Origin of the sequence: Variovorax sp. H27-G14, from assembly GCF_046156345.1 — a bacterium.
In the GTDB taxonomy this organism is placed as follows: domain Bacteria; phylum Pseudomonadota; class Gammaproteobacteria; order Burkholderiales; family Burkholderiaceae_C; genus Variovorax.
The window spans coordinates 96546-111517 of record NZ_JAYLVN010000008.1; the positions used below are offsets into that span (position 1 = coordinate 96546).

Sequence of the window (14972 nt, forward strand, 5' to 3'; positions counted from 1 at the left end):
CAGCGCACAGACCCGCGGCCCGCAGGGCGCGAGCATGCGGCACTACGCCACAACGCCGAGGCCCCCCATGAACGCCGTGCAATCAGCGCCTTCGATCCGTATCGCTTCGGCGCCGCCGCCCTGTTTCGAATCGACGCCCGCCGCACCGGGCACGCGGGCCTTCCTTCACCTGCTCGAGGCGTTCCGTGCCTCGGGCGGTACCGCACCGGGCGACGCGATGAGCGAAATGATGAAGGACCATCGGCGCGGCGACCTGGTCACGCTGGCGCGGCTGATCGTGTCGCGGCAGGTCTTCGGGTTCGGCTGGCGTGGCAGCCTGTGGCTGCCGATGTTCCAGTTCGATCCGGCGGACCTCTCGGTGGCGTTCGCGCCGCAGGCGGTGCGGCTCGAACTGCCCGACGCGCTGGACGGCTGGGCCGTGGCCTGCTGGTTCGCCGAGCCGCACGAAGTGCTGGGCGGGCACCTGCCGGTCGATCTGGTCGGCAACGACCTGCGTGCCGTGCGCGATGCCGCGCGCGCCACCTGCGCCCGGCTGCGGACGTGAGCGACCAGCCGCCGGTCCCGCCCGCGCCATCGTGGTGGCGCCAGCATCGGTGGGCCATCGGCGCGGCGCTGCTCGTCCTCGCGGGATCCACGGTGCTCGGCTGGCGCTGGTGGCAGGGGCCCGTCGTGCCCGTCGATGCGGTGGTGCGCCGCGACTTCGTGCAGACCGTGGTGGCCAGCGGGCGCGTCGAGGCGCCGCACCGGGTGGACATCGGCGCGCAGATCACCGGGACCGTGCAGCAGGTGCCGGTGGAAGAGGGCGAGCGGGTGCATGCGGGCCAGCTGCTGATCAGCCTGGAGTCGGCCGAACTGGCCGCGGCCACCGCGCAGGCCGATGCGGCGGCGGCGCAGGCGCAGGCCCGGCTGCGGCGGCTGCGCGAGGTGCAGGCACCGGTCGGCGTGCAGTCGGTGCGCCAGGCACAGGCCGCGCTCGTCAACGCCAACACCTCGCTCGGACGCAGCCAGGCCCTGTTCGCGCAGGGCTTCGTCGGCCGCGCCGCCCTCGACGACGCACGCAAGGTGGCCGAGCTCGCGGACGCCGAAGTGCGCTCGGCGCAGATGCAGCTCGACAGCCTGGGCCGCACCGGCAGCGACACGGCGCTCGCGGTTGCGGACGTGGCGTCGGCCGATGCCAATGCCCATGCGGCGCGGGCCCGTGCCGGCTACGCGGTGATCGTGGCGCCGCTGGCCGGCACGCTCATCGGCCGCAGCGTCGAGCCGGGCGACGTGGTGCAGCCTGGCAAGGTGCTGATGACGCTCTCGCCTGCGGGTCGCACCCAGCTGGTGGTGCAGATCGACGAGAAGAACCTGCGCCTGCTGGCGCTCGGCCAGCCGGCGCGGGTGTCGGCCGACGCGTACCCGCAGGAACGCTTCGACGCGGTGCTTTCCTATGTGAACCCGGGCGTCAACGCGCAGACCGGTGCCGTCGAGGTCAAGCTCGACGTGCCGCAGCCGCCGCCGGTGCTCAAACAGGACATGACGGTCTCGGTCGACATTGAAGTGGCGCGCCGCCCCGCCGCACTGGTCGTGCCGGCGACGTCGGTGCACGACGCGGACGGCGCGGCGCCCTGGGTGCTGCGCATCGAGGGGCGCCACGCGGTGCGGCGGGCGCTGCGCATCGGCCTGCGCAGCGGCGGCGTGGCCGAGGTGCTCGAAGGCCTTGCCGAAGGGGATCGCGTCGTCTCCATGTCCGCCAAGGCCGAGGCCGGTGCGCGCGTGCGCGCCGCTGCGGTCGCCAACCCCTGAGCGCGATGTTCAACCCGCTGCTGCCCTTCGAATGGATCGTCGCGATCCGCTTCCTGCGCGAAGGCCGCTTGCAGACGGTGTTCATCATGGCGGGCGTGGCGATCGGGGTAGCCGTGATCGTGTTCATGTCCGCGCTCATGGCCGGGCTGCAGGGCAACTTCATCCGCCGGGTGCTCTCGGCGCAGGCGCACATCGAACTGCTGCCGCCCAAGGAGGTGTCGCGCCCGTTGCGCATGGGCGCGCATGCCGCGCCGGGTGAGGTGGAAGGCGCCATCATCCAGCCGCCGCTGCAGCGGCTCAAGTCCATCGACCAGTGGCAGTCGGTGACGGCGCAGATCCGCACCATGCCCGAGCTGAAGGTGGTGGCCTCGGTGGCCGGCGGCTCCGCGCTGGTGGTGCGGGGCAACGCCAACCGCGCGGTGTCGGTGGCGGGCGTGGAGCCGGCGCAGTACTTCCGCATCGTCGACCTGGAATCGAAGATCGTGCGCGGCCGTGCGCAGCTGACGACGAGCGACATCCTCATCGGCACCGAACTGGCGGACGACCTCGGCCTGCAGGTGGGCGACAAGCTGCGGCTGTCGACCGCGACCAGCGCCAGCGGGACGGACGCCACGGGCGCCGCACTGACGCTCACCATCACCGGCATCTTCGATCTCGGCAACAAGGGCGCGAACGCACGCAACACCTTCGTCGCGCTGCGCACCGCGCAAAGCCTGCTCGGGCTGCCGGGCGGCGTCACCAGCCTCGAGGTGACGGTGGAGGATGTCTATGCCGCCGAGCGCATCGCGCAGCGGATCACCGCCGCCACGGGAGTCCAGGCCGACAGCTGGATCAAGACCAACGCGGAGTTCTTCAGCGCCGTGAACGCGCAGACGCTGGCCAACACGGCGATCCGCTTCTTCGTCGGCCTGTCGGTCGCGTTCGGCATCGCCAGCGTGATGGCCGTGGTGGTGGTGCAGAAGGCGCGCGAGATCGGCATCCTGCGCGCGATGGGCATTTCGCAGGCGCAGATCATGCGGCTGTTCCTCCTGCAGGGCGGGCTGCTCGGGCTAGCGGGGTCGGTGGCGGGCTGCCTGCTGGGCGCCGGCATCCTCGTGCTGTGGCAACGCACCGCACTCAATGCAGACGGCACGCCGTTGTTCGCGCTGGCGCTGGAGCCGATGCTGTTCGTCTATGCGCTGCTGCTGGCCATGCTCACCGGCCTGGCCGCGGCCTTCGCGCCGGCACGCCGTGCTGCGCGCCTCGACCCCGTGGTGGCCATCCGTGGATGACGTGGTGCAGATGCGCGGCGTGCGCAAGGCCTACAACCTCGGCACGCCGATCGAGACCGAGGTGCTGCACGGCATCGACCTGACGATCCGGCGCGGCGAGTTCTGCGCCATCGTCGGGCCATCGGGCTCGGGCAAGAGCACGCTGCTGAACATCGTCGGCCTGCTCGACCGGCCGACCGCGGGCACGGTGAGGGTGTGCGGCGAGGAAACCACCACGCTGGACGACCATGCCCTCACCCGACTGCGCGGGCATTCGATCGGCTTCGTGTTCCAGTACCACCACCTGATCACCGCGTTCACCGCGCTCGAGAACGTGATGATGCCGATGCTGGGCGCCGCAGAGTTCCCGAACGAGGCGATGCGCCAGCGTGCGCTGGCGCTGATCGCCAACGTGGGCCTCACGCCCTGGCAGGACAACCTGGCCGGCAACCTGAGCGGCGGCCAGCAGCAGCGCGTGGCAGTCGCGCGCGCCCTCGCGATGAACCCGGCGGTGCTGCTGGCCGACGAGCCCACCGGCAACCTCGACACCCAAAGTGCGGACGAGGTTTTCGCGCTGCTGCGTCGCTTCAATACCGAGCAGGGCACCACGGTGCTGTTCGTGACGCACAACCCCGCACTGGCCGCTCGCTGCGACAAGACCATCGAGGTGGTCGACGGTCGGCTGACGGGCTGACGCCGCACGTTCGCCAGCGCACAGACGGGCGACGGATGCCGCGGCATGGTGGAGGGCACGGCGGCTTTCCGACCGTCGCAAAGGAGCCCACGCATGAACCCGCATTCCCGATTCCGCCGCACCGGTGCCCTGGCCATGGCCACGCTGCTGGGTGCTCTCGCCCCGGTGCTTGCAGTTCGCGCACAGACGCCGATGCAGACCCCGCTGCAGGCCCCGGCGCAGAGCCAGGGCCGGGGCGAGCTGCTCTATTCGACCCACTGCGTCACCTGTCATACGACCGAGATGCACTGGCGCGACAAGAAGGCCGCCACCGACTGGTCGTCCCTCATGTTCCAGGTGCGCCGCTGGCAGGATGCCTCGGGGCTGGGCTGGAACGAGAGCGACATCCAGGCCGTGTCGCGCTACCTGAACGAGCGCTTCTATCGCTATCCGCCGATGGTGGCGCCCGTGGCGCGCGCCCAACCTGTCGGGCCGGATGGTCGCTGACGGCGCAGCAGGGTCTGCCGGCGATCGCTCCGTGCAGTCGGCCGAGCGGGTGCTGCAGTCGCTCTCGGTCGATGCGGCGCGTGGGCTCTCTGCGCAGCAGGCCGCGCAACGGCTGACCGAGCACGGCCGCAACGCGCTGCGCGCCGCGCCGCCCGTGCCCACGTGGCGACGGGTGCTGGCCCAGTTCCGCGATCCGCTGGTCTACCTGCTCGGGTTCGCCATCGCGGTGGCGCTCGGTGCCTGGGCGCTCGAGGGTTTCGTGGGCTGGCCGCTCGACGCACTGGTGATCGCGACGGTGCTGTTGCTCAACGCCGTGCTCGGCTTCGTGCAGCAGGCGAAGGCCGCGGATGCCGTGGCCGCGCTGGCCCGCATGACGGCGGTGATGTCGTCTGTGCTTCGCGACGGGCGGACCCTGCGGGTGCCGAGCGCCGAGCTGGTGCCGGGCGACATCCTGTTGCTTGCCGAAGGCGACGCGGTCGGCGCCGATGCGCGCCTGCTCGAGGGCTCGTCGCTGCGCGTGCTGGAGGCTTCGCTCACGGGCGAGAGCGAGGCGGTGCAGAAGGACCCTGCGACGCTGGTCGCCCCCGGCGCGCTGGGCGACCGGCTCGACATGGTGTTCAAGGGCACCGCCGTCGCCCAGGGCGTCGGCCGTGCGGTCGTCACCGCCACCGGCATGCAGACCGAGATGGGCGCGATCGCCGGCATGCTGGACGCCACGGTCGAGGCGCCGACGCCGCTCGGCATCGAGGTGGCGCGCATCGGTCGCGTGCTGGGCATCGCCGTGGTGCTGATCGCGGCCGTGGTGGTGGCGACGATCCTGCTGGTGTCCGGCCACCCCACTGCGGCCGAGGTCGTGGCCGTGCTGCTGCTCGGCGTGTCGCTCGCGGTGGCAGCGGTGCCGGAGGGCTTGCCCGCCATCCTGTCGGTGGTGCTGGCCATGGGGGTGCAACGCATGGCCAGGCACAAGGCGATCGTGAAGAACCTGTCGTCGGTCGAAACGCTGGGCGCAGCATCGGTCATCTGCACCGACAAGACCGGCACGCTCACGCGCGCGGAGATGACCATCGAGCGGGTGGTGACGGCTTCGGGCACCACGTGCATCACGGGCGCCGGCTATGTGCCGGAGGGCCGTGTGGAGCTCGACGGCGCCGAGCTGCAGGCCGGGCCGTTGCGCCAAGAGCAGACCGTCGTGCTGGCGGGCGGCAGTCTGGCCGGCGATGCGCAGCTGCACCAGGGTGAAGGCGGCGCATGGACGATCCAGGGCGATCCGACCGAGGCCGCCTTCCTCGTCGCCGAACGCAAGATGGGGCTGACCGCGCAGCGGCAGCAGCGCTTCGAGCGTGTCGCCGAGATCCCGTTCACGTCGGACCGCAAGATGATGTCGACGATCGAGTGCGATCACGCGCACGGCGACCAGCTCATGCTCGTGGCCAAGGGCGCGCCCGGCGTGCTGTTGTCGCGGTGCCAGCGTGTGCGCGTCGGCATGGACGTGAAGCCGCTGGACGCCACGATGCGTACGCGCATCGTGGCCGATGTCGACGCGCTGTCCGATGCCGCGCTGCGCACGCTGGCCGTGGCCTATCGGCCACTGACCGCGCAGGAATCCGCTTCGATGACGCGAGGGGGCGATGCGCCCACGCCACGCGAAGGGCTCGAGGTGCTTGAAGACGACCTCGTCTTCGTCGGCACGGTCGGCATCATCGACCCGCCGCGTGCCGAGGTGGCGGTGGCGATCCGCGAGGCGCAGCACGCGGGCATCCGCGTGGTCATGATCACCGGCGACCATCCGCGCACCGCAGCCCGCATCGCGCAAGACCTGGGCATCGTGCCGGCGGGCGCCGTCGCGCTCACCGGGCTGCAACTCGATGCGCTCGACGACGCGAGCTTCGCCGAGGCGGTGCTTCACACCTCCGTGTTCGCGCGGGTCGCGCCGGCACACAAGCTGCGCATCGTCGCCGCACTGCAGGCCGCAGGCAACGTGGTCGCGATGACGGGCGACGGGGTCAACGACGCGCCGGCGCTCAAGGCGGCGGACATCGGCATCGCCATGGGCATGACCGGCACCGAAGTCACGCGCGAGGCCGCGCGAATGATCCTGGTGGACGACAACTTCGCGACCATCGTCGAGGCGGTGCGCGAAGGCCGCAGCATCTTCGACAACATCCGCAAGGCGTTGCGCTACCTGCTCTCGTCCAACATGGGCGAGGTGCTGACCGTATTCCTGGGCGTGGTCGGCGCCGGCGTGCTGGGGTTGGCCGGCGCGGGCGGTGGTGTCGTGCTGCCGCTGCTGGCCACGCAGATTCTCTGGGTCAACCTGGTGACCGACACCGGGCCCGCGCTCGCGATGGGGATCGATCCGCCCGCCGACGACGTGATGGCGCGCAAGCCGCGTGCGCGCGGCGAGCGGGTGATCGATGCGCGCATGGGGTCCGAAGTGCTCCAGGTCGGTCTGGTGATCGCGCTCGTCACGCTGCTGACCATCGACATCCTCCTGCCCGGCGGGCTGATCGAAGGCCACCAGGACCTGACCACCGCGCGCACCGCAGGCTTCACCGTGCTGGTGCTGGCGCAACTCTTCAACTGCTTCAACGCGCGTTCCGATCGCCGCAGCGCCTTCTCGCAACTCTTCGTCAACCGCTGGCTGTGGGGCGCGGTCGCGCTCTCGGTCGTGCTGCAGGTGGCGGTGGTGCACCTCGGCTTTCTCAACCTGGCCTTCAGCACCGCGCCCCTGTCTGCGCAGCAGTGGGCGCTGTGCGTCGCCATGGCCAGCGTCGTGCTCTGGTACGGCGAGCTGCGCAAGTGGGCCGGCCGCACCTTTCATTCACAAACCCGATCCACTCCGAAAGAAGACCATGAAAATCCTTGTCGCCACTGACGGCTCCAAGCACGCGCTGCGGGCCGTCAAATACGCTGCCGAACTGATCGGCCACCTGCGCCAGGCCTCCAGCGTGACGCTCGTGAGCGTGCACGACGACACGGGCCTGCGCCATGCCAAGGCCTTCGTCGGCAGCCAGGAGGTCGCCGACTACCTGCGCGAGCTCAGCGACAAGGAACTGAAGCCGGCGCGCAAGCTGCTCGACCTCGGCGGCGTGAAGCACGACGCGGAAATCCGCACCGGCCACGTGGCGCAGGAGATCGTCGATTGCGCGAACACCGGCAAGTTCGACCTCATCGTGCTGGGCGCCAAGGGACGCGGCGCCTTCGCCGACCTGCTCATGGGGTCGGTGGCGCAGCGCGTGCTCGCGACGGCACGGCAGCCCGTGGTGCTGGTGAAGTAGCCCCTGCCGGCGCGCTCGGTGTGGCAGCGCACAGACCCGGAGCATCGCGCGCGCGATGCTCCGGCTTTGCAACACGAGGCGCAATGCAATGAAGAAAACAGATGCCCGACTCCGGCGCGATGTGCTGGCCGAACTGGCCTGGGAGCCCTCCGTCGACGCGACATTCATCGGGATCGACGCCCGCGCGGGTGTGATCTCCTGGAGCGGCCGCGTCGCGACCTACACCGAGAAATGGCGAGCGCGGCATGCCATCGAGCGCGTCGCGGGGGTGGCAGCTCTGGTGGGTGAGCTGGCCGTCGAACTGGGTGAAGAAAACGTGCGCGTGGATGCCGACATCGCCCGTTCCGCCCAGAATGTGATCGAGTGGATCACCTACCTGCCGGTCGGCTCAGTCTACGTCGAGGTCGAGAACGGGTGGGTCACGCTGGCAGGCCAACTTGCCTGGCCATTCCAGAAGCAGGGCGCCGAGCAATGCATCGCGTCGCTCATGGGGGTAACCGGAATAAGCAACGAAATCCGGCTCGCCGTGGAGGCGAGCGCGATCACTATTAGCGCCCACCTAGACGCTCCACCGGAGCGCCGCGTGCATACAACGCACGCGGGATTCGCGCCGAGATCAGAGGCACTGATGTGAGACGTTGTGAGAACGGCCTGCCGACTGCCAGAGCTCCAGCTGCTGAGGATCACTGCAAAAACCAGGCACTACGGGTCTGTAAATCAGAGCTCGGGCCTACGAACAAATAGGCAATCGTCACCCCCATGGCGGAGGTTATAAAATGGACGTCCCAGACGTTGCCTTTTGGAATACTCCCGACGTCTTCCTGCGGAAATTTGCAGAAATTTGCTACGTTTTGGAATACTCATCGGCCGCAAACCCGCATGGATGCTCACTGACCCCCGGCCTGTCACTCCGGGGCAGCCGCCAGATTGGGTCGGAATGCATCAGCTCGCATGGTCATCGCTTTCAGATGGATTCAGTCGACGACGCACTTCTTCCGCACTGGCTTCGCGTAACTTCGGCCACCCGCTGACGAATTCTGTACCCTGGCGCACGGTGTTCTCACGCACGATGTCAGCCGCAATCTTGAGACGGCGGTAATCGATCGGTGGTCGAACGCAGCGCTCCAACGCTTCCTTCAATGGCATCAGCGGGAACTTCACATTCATCCGCGGTCGATCCGCGTGCGTGTATGTGCTCAGCGTCACGCTACGAGCTTCCTTGGCGGTGATCAGGCCTGTTCGCACGGCATGATCCTGCGCCTGGTGACCGACGATCTGCATGCTGAGACTGAGAGGCGTGCCTCCGTCCTGCAAGGCGGTGATGGCCGTGTGCCTGAAAGAGTGGAACACCAGCAGAGGATGGACGACCCCGCAGACATCCAACAATTTGGCGAACGCATCGCCACAGAGCTTCGACGGCAGTCGCATGGCGGTCTTCCCCGTGAGGTCTCTGTGCGGGAACAGGCTCTTGGCGCCAAGCACGCGCATCTGCTGGATGTATCCCAGGAATCCGAGATCGATCAGAGGCTGGACGATGGGCAAGCGCCGAACCGAGTTCCTGTTTTTCGCGAACTCCGGCTTCACGTCCATGTACCAGATGCCGGAGTCTTCCTCGCATCCGATCGAGCGCATTTCCATGGTGACCAGTTCCTTGAGCCGGGTTCCAAGGTGCAGGGCGAGCAGGGGCGTCCAGAAGAGGTCGCTGGAGCGGCCCTCCATCAGGTAGCGCTCCGGCTCGAAGATCGTCTTGATGTGATGTGACTCGAACGGCAAGTACTCCGCCTTCTCGTCTTTTGCCTGCTGCGTCAGCTTCCGTCGCCGTTCAGCGAGACCATCTACCGGATTTTCCGTGGTGGCCTGCAATTCTTGATGGGCCCAGGTGAAAAACGCACTCTTGTCCGAGAGCCGTTTTAGCTGGCTCGAGGCCTTGAGTGTCTTGACCTCCTCGGCATCTTCGTCGGGTTGTACGGGCTCATGTGAGCCATGCGTCACCTTGGATTCCTGACGACCGAGGCGCTCGGCGGATGCATCCATGAAGCTCGCGAGGTGATGTGTGTGGATGTGATGAACCCAAGGGTCCTTGTCGAGGCGGTCATCGATGCCGACGACGTACTGCCCGACCTTCTGCAAGAACTCGTGACGGTCGTAGGTGGTTCTTGGCACCGTCGTCTTATTCTTTAGGGCGTTGTCCCTGAAGCGCTCGAGTGCAGCCGAGAACCGCATCGGATTCTTTGGGACCGGGCCGCTGCCGTAAGGCGACGAGACTGGCGCTGGTGCAACAGCAGGAGCCTGGATTGCAGCTGCAGTTTCGGTTGGCAGCTGGATCTGCGAGGGCTGGTGGCATCCCGAAATTGCCGCCACCACATTGCCAGTTCGCCCGAGGATGTCGAGGAAGGTGGCTTTCCATGTCGGGCGCTGGTCGAGCTCGGCCAGGAACCGACCGAGACGATCCTGGTCATCGTCGTCGGCAACGGAGACATTGCCGACGGTCCACGTACTGATCGTGTTTTGGAAATTGTTGAAAGCAGACGGGCGGTGCGGCATTGGAACTCCTTCGATGAACGCGTTGAGCACTGCCACAAGTCTGCGGGCTTGGGAAGGGTCTTTGGTTCGAAGGGAGCTGCGCAGCTCACTAGGGGAAACACTTTTCCCTAGGAGCACTCGTACGAAGTAAACGCCCGTTTTCTTGCGGTATAAGCGCGGGGATGAAAATCCCATCTGGTGGCACCCTCAAGTGGCACCCCTGAAAAACAAAAAGCCTTGCAAGTCGTTGACTTACAAGGCTTTTCTTGACTGGTGGCTCTTCACGGATTCGAACCGCGGACCTGTGGATTATGATTCCATCGCTCTAACCGACTGAGCTAAAGAGCCGTTGGTGCCGTACAGCACCAAGCCCAAGATTATATCCCAGCATTCAGGCGGTTTTCAACCACCCGCGGGCAACTTCCCCAATTCTTCAGCAACCAGGCGCACGATCAGCCTGTCCAGCGTCTGCACCGAATAGTTGCCGACGTCGTGCACAGTCTGCGTGCCGGGGCCGCTCGCCGGGTTGGCCGCGTCCTTGTAGGTCAGGAACACGAAGCGCCCGCCGGTGTACTGCGCAATCTGCCGCTGGATGTATTCGCCCTGCTTGTCCAGCCCCGACGCGCCCACGCTCAGCACCTTGATGCCCTTGCCCAGCGCGGCGACCATGTCGTCGTCGTACTGCGGGCCGCCGTAGTCCAGGTGCGGCGGTGCATCTGCCAGCAGCACCACCAGGCGCGTGGTGCCGTTGCCGCGCCAGCTGAGCTTGTGCACGGTTTCGTTCAGGGCCTCGTTCATCGCCTCGGGGTAGTCGCCGCCGCCGGCGGCCTGCAGTTTGTCGAGCACGCTCTGGAAGGCATTCAGGTCGTTGGTGAAGTCGTGGCGGCGCACCAGAAAGTCGTCGGTGCGGTCGCGGTAAGCCACCAGGCCGAAGCAGGTGTCGGGGCGGCTGGGCAGCCGGGCGACCTGGTCGGCAATGGCGCGCAGCGTGGTCTTGAGCTTGGCGATTTCGTCGTCCATGGAACCGGTGGCGTCGATCAGAAAGACCAGGTCGAGCTGCGCGCGCCGGGGCGCAGCGCCGGGCTGGCCGTCGAGCACCACGTCGACGGCGTTCTTCTGGCCGCGCTGCAGAAAGGCTGTGCGCTGCTGGCCGTTCTTGCGCACGGTGACTTCATACATCTCGCTGTGCGCCTTGTCGAAGGCATTCGGGTGCAGCCAGGCGCGCCCGCCGGCGTCGGTGCGGGCCCACATGGCGGCGCCGTTGGGCGCCTGCACGGCCACCTCGGCATCGGGCACGACGGTGCCGCGCGCGTCGTGCACCTGCAGCAGGTAGCGCGCGCTGATGTCGCGCTCGCGGTGCTCGACCGGCGTGCGCTCTCTAAAGGCGAGGTAGTCGCTGAAGTCGGCGTTGTCGTCGACCATGCCGGCGGTGACGGGCTCGTTGGCGGGGCGCGGGGCATGCGCCGGGGCTTGCATCGCCACGCGCGGTGCTGAGGGGGAGGCAGGCACGGCGATGGCGGCGGGTGCGGCTTCTGCAAGAGGCGCGGCGAGAGACCCGGCAATCACGGGTGACGGCTTGCGCAGTGCCTCCAGTGGCGCGGCCGTGTCGGCAAGGGAGCGCCTGTCTCGGCTCTCGCTTCGGTCGAGCCGCGCAACGCGCTGCAGGCCCGGCGTTTCGTGCGTCTGCACAGGTCGCGCGCAGTGCGTGGCGGACGGCGCCTCGAAGTTGGGCAGCGCCTGCGCCACCTGCATGCGGCTGTCGGGTGCCGGCGTGGGCCAGCGCACGCCGCTTGCAATGGCAGGGGGCTCGGTGGCGGCGCAGGCTGTCAGCAGCAGTTGCGCGCACAGCAGCACGGCAAGCGGCCTGCGACACCGGGGAAACAAAGCGGGGGTCATGAAAGCACTCCGGGTGGTTGGATGCAGGCTGATACGGCGGTCCGCCCGCCACGGGGTTAGGCCCGCGTCACTTTTTTTGCCGGCCCCAACCCCGATGCCTTTCGCCGCCCGTACAAGCTCGGGTGAGAATCCCCCGATGTCCGCGCTCCCCCGCGCCCCTTCCGCCAACCACGCCCCAGAGCGCCAGGCCATGCCCGACGACCAGTTGATGCTGGCCTACGCGCAAGGCGACGCCGCCGCGTTCGACGTGCTCTACGCGCGCCACGAAGGCGGGCTGTTCCGATTCGTCAAGCGGCTGCTGGGCGCGCGGCTGGTGGCGCAGGCCGACGAGGTGTTCCAGGACACCTGGGTGCGCATCATCTCGGCGCGCGAGAGCTTCTCGCCGCAGGGCGCAACCTGGCGCACCTGGGCTTTCACCATCGCGCACAACCTGGCCATGGACCGCCTGCGCGTGAGCGGGCGCGAGGTAACGCTCGACGCGCATGCCGACGACGACGGCGACGCAGTGCCCATGCTCGATCGCGGTGTGCGTAGCGCCGTCGATGCCGCCGCGCATCCGTCGGCCGAAGAGCTCGCGTTCTGGCGTGCGGCGGGCCGCCGGCTGCTGGCCTGCCTCGACGAACTGCCCTCCGACCAGCGCGCGGCCTTCCTGCTGCACCACGAAGACGGGCTGACCGTGGAGGCGCTGGCGGCGAGCCTGGAGATTGGTTTCGAGACGGTGCGCAGCCGCTTGCGCTACGGGCTGCAGAAGCTGCGCGGCTGCATGGCGCGCTACCTGTCGGTACTGGAGCAACGGGCATGAGCGTCGCGCCGAGCCGCCCCAAGCAAAGCTCGCACCGGAACGCGCAGCGTGGAGGTTGCTTGATGACCCCCGCGCCGGGCCGCTCCACGCCAGCTCACACCGCGGTGCGACGCACGAAGGTACGCCAATGAACGGCACCCCCACCCAATTCGAAGACGGCAACGACGGCGACCTGCGCGACCCGGCGCTACGCCGCGCGCTGGCCCACGCGCCTGACCGCGATGCAACGCCCGATCCGCGCACGCGCGACGCGATTTTGAAGATGGCGCACAACCTCGCGGGGGCACCGGTGTCGACGGCGCCCGCGGCCAACAGCGCCAGTACCGGTGTTTTGCCGTGGTGGCGCCGCCTGTGGGGCGGTGGTGGCGCACAGGGTTCGCGCATGCCATGGAACGCGGCTTTCGCCACGGTGCTGGTGGCCGCATTCGTCACCGTGCTGTGGCGCAGCGAGCCGGTGCCTCAGGCGCGGCTCGACGGCGAGGCGCGTGTCGGCGGGGCTGCCGCGCCTGCGGCTGAAGCACCTGCGGCGCCTTCTGTAGCGAACGAGTCGCTGAAGCCTGCGCCTGCGGCCACTGCTGCCCCTGAACCCGTGCCTCCGCCGGCTGTGGCCAAGCAAGCGCCCGCTGCTTCGTCCGCACCGTCTGCCGATGCAGCCGCGCAAGCCGCGCCAGCACGCGCACCCGCGGCCGAGCAGCGTGCCCAGGTGCTGCGCGATGCGTCGTCCGCCAAGGAAACGACGCGCGCGCAGTCTTCACGCAAAGAGGCGGCGCCTGAGCCCGTGGTGCCAGCACCGGCACCGGCACCGGCCATCGCTGCCGAGCAATCCGCCCCGGCCCCCGCGCAAGACGAGCGCCGCGAAGAGCGTGTGGAAAGAGAACGCCGAAGCGCCTTTGCCGCACCGGCTGCGCCTGTCTCACCAACTGCGCCTGCAGCCGCCGCCACGCCGCCGCCGGCCATCGCGGCTGCGCCCCTCTCACGTTCTGCGCCGCAAGCCTCGGCGCTCGCCCGCCAGGACGATGCCAACGCGCAAGCCTCCGGCGCGCTGCAAGACGCCGCGCCGCGCGCGGCCAAGGCGGCACCGCCTCAGACGGGCGCTTTGTCGTTCTCCGCGTTGGAGCGATGGACATCTTTCAGCGCAGGTGGGGGGGCGCGGCGTGCGCGTGGCGACGTCGAAGGACTGCCTGCGCTGGTAGGCACAGTGGCGCGTTCCGCCACCGCACCCGATGCGCCGCTCGACGCGCCGGTAGAAGCGCGCCTGTCGCTCTACCGCGGCGACGCGCTCATCGCCGTGCTCGAGATTGCCGGCGACCAGGTGCGCTGGACGCCGCAGCCCGGCGGCAGCGCGCGGGTCGGCACGCCGCCGGCGCAGGCGCTTGATGCGCTGCGCTCGCTGCTGGCGCGCTGAACGAACAAAAAAACGAAAGATCGGCCCGACGCTATGTTCGGGCCGGTCACGCCATCAGGCGTTCTTGAAGTCCGGTACGCGCTTGTTCAGGAAAGCGTCCATGCCTTCCTTCTGGTCGACGGTGGCAAACAGCGCATGGAACAGACGGCGCTCGAACATCACGCCGTCGCTCAGGCTGCCCTCGAAGGCGCGGTTGACCGATTCCTTGGCCGCCATCACCGAGATCTGCGAGTAGCCGCAGATGATCAGCGCCGCACCCAGCGCCTCGTCGGCGAGCTTTTCGTAGGGCACCACGCGGCTCACGAGGCCCGCGCGCTCGGCCTCGGCGGCGTCCATCATGCGGGCGGTGAGCACCATGTCCATGGCCTTGCTCTTGCCCACCGCGCGCGGCAGGCGCTGCGTGCCGCCGGCACCGGGGATCACGCCGATCTTGATTTCGGGCTGGCCGAACTTGGCGGTGTCGGCCGCAATGATGAAGTCGCACATCATCGCCAGCTCGCAGCCGCCGCCCAGCGCAAAGCCGGCCACGGCGCCGATCACCGGCTTGCGGATCGAGCGAATGGTTTCCCAGTTGCGCGTGATGTAGTCGCCCTTGTACGTGTCGATGAAGCTGTACTTGGCCATGGCCGCAATGTCTGCGCCCGCGGCAAAGGCGCGCTCGCTGCCGGTGAGGATGATGCAGCCGATGGCCTCGTCCGCGTCGAAGGCCTTCAGGGCCTGGCCCAGTTCGGTCATGAGCGCGTCGTTCAGCGCGTTCAGGGCCTTGGGGCGGTTGAGGGTGATGATGCCGACCTTGCCTGCTTCGGTCCGCACTTCGATGTTTTCGTAGCTCATGGGTGTCTCCGGGGGA

General features: G+C 68.4%; 13 protein-coding genes and 1 tRNA gene. 10 read left to right on the top strand and 4 right to left on the bottom strand.

The window, feature by feature from the left end:
• Positions 1 to 67: 67 nt before the first annotated feature.
• The 8 genes from VLK31_RS19745 (at position 68) to VLK31_RS19780 (ending at position 8130) form a co-directional block, all read left to right on the top strand.
• Positions 68 to 544 (top strand): hypothetical protein, encoded by a 477-nt coding sequence (locus tag VLK31_RS19745; RefSeq protein WP_409170132.1) that lies wholly within the window; start codon positions 68 to 70, stop codon positions 542 to 544.
• Positions 541 to 1788 carry an efflux RND transporter periplasmic adaptor subunit gene (locus VLK31_RS19750; RefSeq protein ID WP_409170133.1) on the top strand — a complete coding sequence of 416 codons (1248 nt, stop codon included), beginning with the start codon at positions 541 to 543 and terminating at the stop codon, positions 1786 to 1788. Before VLK31_RS19745 ends, VLK31_RS19750 begins: the two co-directional genes overlap by 4 nt.
• A gap of 5 nt (positions 1789 to 1793) precedes the next feature.
• The gene (locus VLK31_RS19755; protein WP_409170134.1) at positions 1794 to 3059 is read left to right on the top strand and encodes an FtsX-like permease family protein; all 1266 of its coding nucleotides are present in this window, start codon (positions 1794 to 1796) and stop codon (positions 3057 to 3059) included.
• 10 nt (positions 3060 to 3069) lie between these two features.
• Entirely contained in the window at positions 3070 to 3732 is a 663-nt protein-coding gene (locus VLK31_RS19760; protein WP_409170282.1) for an ABC transporter ATP-binding protein, read from the top strand.
• A gap of 93 nt (positions 3733 to 3825) precedes the next feature.
• On the top strand, positions 3826 to 4218 hold the full coding sequence (locus tag VLK31_RS19765) for a hypothetical protein (protein WP_237288534.1): 393 nt from the start codon (positions 3826 to 3828) through the stop codon (positions 4216 to 4218).
• Positions 4208 to 7093 (top strand): cation-translocating P-type ATPase, encoded by a 2886-nt coding sequence (locus VLK31_RS19770; protein WP_409170135.1) that lies wholly within the window; start codon positions 4208 to 4210, stop codon positions 7091 to 7093. The genes VLK31_RS19765 and VLK31_RS19770 overlap by 11 nt, the downstream gene beginning before the upstream one ends.
• Positions 7071 to 7496, top strand: a complete 426-nt coding sequence (locus VLK31_RS19775; RefSeq protein ID WP_409170136.1) for a universal stress protein — start codon at positions 7071 to 7073, stop codon at positions 7494 to 7496. Before VLK31_RS19770 ends, VLK31_RS19775 begins: the two co-directional genes overlap by 23 nt.
• A gap of 88 nt (positions 7497 to 7584) precedes the next feature.
• A complete protein-coding gene (locus tag VLK31_RS19780; protein WP_409170137.1) occupies positions 7585 to 8130 on the top strand; it encodes a BON domain-containing protein in 546 nt (181 codons plus the stop codon).
• A 308-nt stretch (positions 8131 to 8438) separates the two neighbouring features.
• On the opposite strand, the gene VLK31_RS19785 is transcribed toward VLK31_RS19780, so the two are convergent.
• The 3 genes from VLK31_RS19785 to VLK31_RS19795 all read right to left on the bottom strand — a co-directional run bounded on the left by VLK31_RS19785 (position 8439) and on the right by VLK31_RS19795 (position 11915).
• Positions 8439 to 10070, bottom strand: coding sequence for a hypothetical protein (locus tag VLK31_RS19785; RefSeq protein WP_409170138.1), 1632 nt, complete (start codon positions 10068 to 10070; stop codon positions 8439 to 8441).
• 220 nt (positions 10071 to 10290) lie between these two features.
• Positions 10291 to 10367, bottom strand: a tRNA-Met gene (locus VLK31_RS19790).
• A gap of 54 nt (positions 10368 to 10421) precedes the next feature.
• The gene (locus VLK31_RS19795; RefSeq protein WP_409170139.1) at positions 10422 to 11915 is read right to left on the bottom strand and encodes a VWA domain-containing protein; all 1494 of its coding nucleotides are present in this window, start codon (positions 11913 to 11915) and stop codon (positions 10422 to 10424) included.
• Positions 11916 to 12051: 136 nt separating this feature from the next.
• Between VLK31_RS19795 and VLK31_RS19800 the strand changes: the two genes are divergently transcribed.
• Both VLK31_RS19800 and VLK31_RS19805 read left to right on the top strand, forming a co-directional pair.
• Positions 12052 to 12717, top strand: a complete 666-nt coding sequence (locus VLK31_RS19800; RefSeq protein ID WP_409170140.1) for a sigma-70 family RNA polymerase sigma factor — start codon at positions 12052 to 12054, stop codon at positions 12715 to 12717.
• A gap of 127 nt (positions 12718 to 12844) precedes the next feature.
• The gene (locus VLK31_RS19805) at positions 12845 to 14122 is read left to right on the top strand and encodes a hypothetical protein (protein WP_409170141.1); all 1278 of its coding nucleotides are present in this window, start codon (positions 12845 to 12847) and stop codon (positions 14120 to 14122) included.
• A gap of 54 nt (positions 14123 to 14176) precedes the next feature.
• On the opposite strand, the gene VLK31_RS19810 is transcribed toward VLK31_RS19805, so the two are convergent.
• Positions 14177 to 14956 (bottom strand): enoyl-CoA hydratase, encoded by a 780-nt coding sequence (locus tag VLK31_RS19810; RefSeq protein WP_409170142.1) that lies wholly within the window; start codon positions 14954 to 14956, stop codon positions 14177 to 14179.
• Positions 14957 to 14972 lie beyond the last annotated feature (16 nt).